1 protein-coding gene is annotated in these 1740 nt (G+C 50.5%); it reads left to right on the top strand.

Annotated features, from left to right (window positions below):
• The first annotated feature begins 288 nt into the window (after positions 1-288).
• A complete protein-coding gene (locus tag ACOVRA_RS13930) occupies positions 289-1440 on the top strand; it encodes a hypothetical protein (protein WP_421720828.1) in 1152 nt (383 codons plus the stop codon).
• Positions 1441-1740: the final 300 nt, after the last annotated feature.

Below are 1740 nucleotides of genomic sequence, written 5' to 3'. Positions count from 1 at the left end.
TTCGTAATGATGGGGTCGCAGGTTCGAATCCTGTTTGCGGCACCAGTTTTTTCTTGGTGCCAGCACTACCTCAGTGGAAATTAAAGCCAGCAGCCATTTGTTCGAAATTGCTAGATTTTGTTACGCGACACCAACACTAACGGGGGTCTTGTGGCCAGACTTCCTATGACGACTCCTGAGCGCGCGGAGCAACATGCAACGTAGTTAGCCTCTGAGGTGGACGCACTAGCGCGAGATTGCTAAGTGTGGAATGCTTGAGACCGAAACCAAATTCCATAAGATATTGAAATGCAGTACATTAAATGGATCTTTGCTCTGTGCGCAACGCTGCCCTCGATTGTGTCGGGAGCGCCTTTTGATTTAACGAAGGCAACGTCAGGATATCTTTATTTCAATTTGGCGGGCGCTGATATGGCCCGCCATGATGGCGAGCTCAAGAATTGTATTAGCCATTGGGCTTCTGGGATCCGTCCGGAACCTGCTCCCTATACCGCAGGCATCGTCGGCATCATTGTGATCGACTCCATGAATGCACACTGGGAAGGTGCGCGCAAAGATATTAATATCGAACATTGCATGGTTGCTAAGGGGTGGCAACTTGTCCGCTTGCCAGATGAAGAAGGCGAACGCCTAGCCAAGTTGCATCGAAACGAATTGGTGCAGGCTTTGTCACCGTATGTCAGCGCGGAGCAACCTAAGGGTGAAATCGTTCGGACCTGGAAAAATGAGACAATCTATCAAAGTACCCTTATCGGGAAGAGTCCCGAGCCAGCCAAAAGAACTCTCCTCAGCGCACTTGCAATTTCGGCCGACAACCCAGAAATTCCGGGTATTACAAGCATCCATGAGGTGACCCGCAAGGAAGCTCATGAAGCTCGAAAGCGGCAGCATATATTTGGAATAAAGACGAACAAGCTCGTTGAAGCTACGGCCCTTCAACCAGGTCAAGTGCGATTAATCTATAGTGTCAGGAGCAGCAAGAAAAAGCGTCAGATTTTGACCTTCATTGAGCGATCAGATCCATCCGACCCTATGGGCAGCAACTTCTTCGGAGTGTTTGGCGAACGGGATGCCTTGCCTCTGCCCGACGGGACATTCTTGAGTCATCGGTCAGTTCTGGTACCGGCTGGTCTTTGGTTTGTACAAGGCCCACTTGTGAACTTGGACAATTGCCTAGGCGCCCCATCATTCGAAGCCAAAGATGGTACAACGGCCTATCTTGGTACGTTTGATACAACGACTGACAAAATCGGTGTTAGCATGGACATGACGATGATTAACGAGGCACTTTCTCAGAGCGGCATTGGTGCTACGCCAGTCCAATGGCAAAATGGGTTCACTTATCCTTGTCGTCAAACCTTAATGTATGCACTTGAATTTGAAGGGTTCCCCTTCCTTGAAAACTATAAATGGGGTTCGCAAGGTCGAAAGAGCCGCTAGAGGTAACCCATGACGCACCATGATCAAGCAATGCCTGAGATCATCGATGCTGAGCGGCAGCCAAATCACTCAGAACGGTTCAAGGCCCCACTTCGCTTGCCTTGAAGCCGCCGGACAATTGTTATTGCGCAAGCTGGGGCGTCAAGGGGTGAAATCGGCTTCGCCGACGCGCCAAAGGCGCGCCTCTTGACACCCCAACTTGCGCGCTGAAACTCGAACGAAGCCTTTGCCTAGGCAAAGCCTGTGGCAAAGGCGTGTGTGGACGCCCTGGTTTTTGCAAGTGCTTTTTCAGTTTGTTTG

Origin of the sequence: Aquidulcibacter sp., assembly GCF_049239865.1 — a bacterium.
Classification (GTDB): Bacteria; Pseudomonadota; Alphaproteobacteria; order Caulobacterales; family Aquidulcibacteraceae; genus Aquidulcibacter.
The sequence above is the reverse complement of the archived record's forward strand: the minus strand, read 5'-3'. Positions and strand labels throughout refer to the sequence as shown.

Coding starts and splice junctions, on each gene's coding strand:
- ACOVRA_RS13930 (WP_421720828.1), top strand. CDS start 289: ATGCAGTACATTAAATGGATCTTTGCTCTGTGCGCAACGCTGCCCTCG.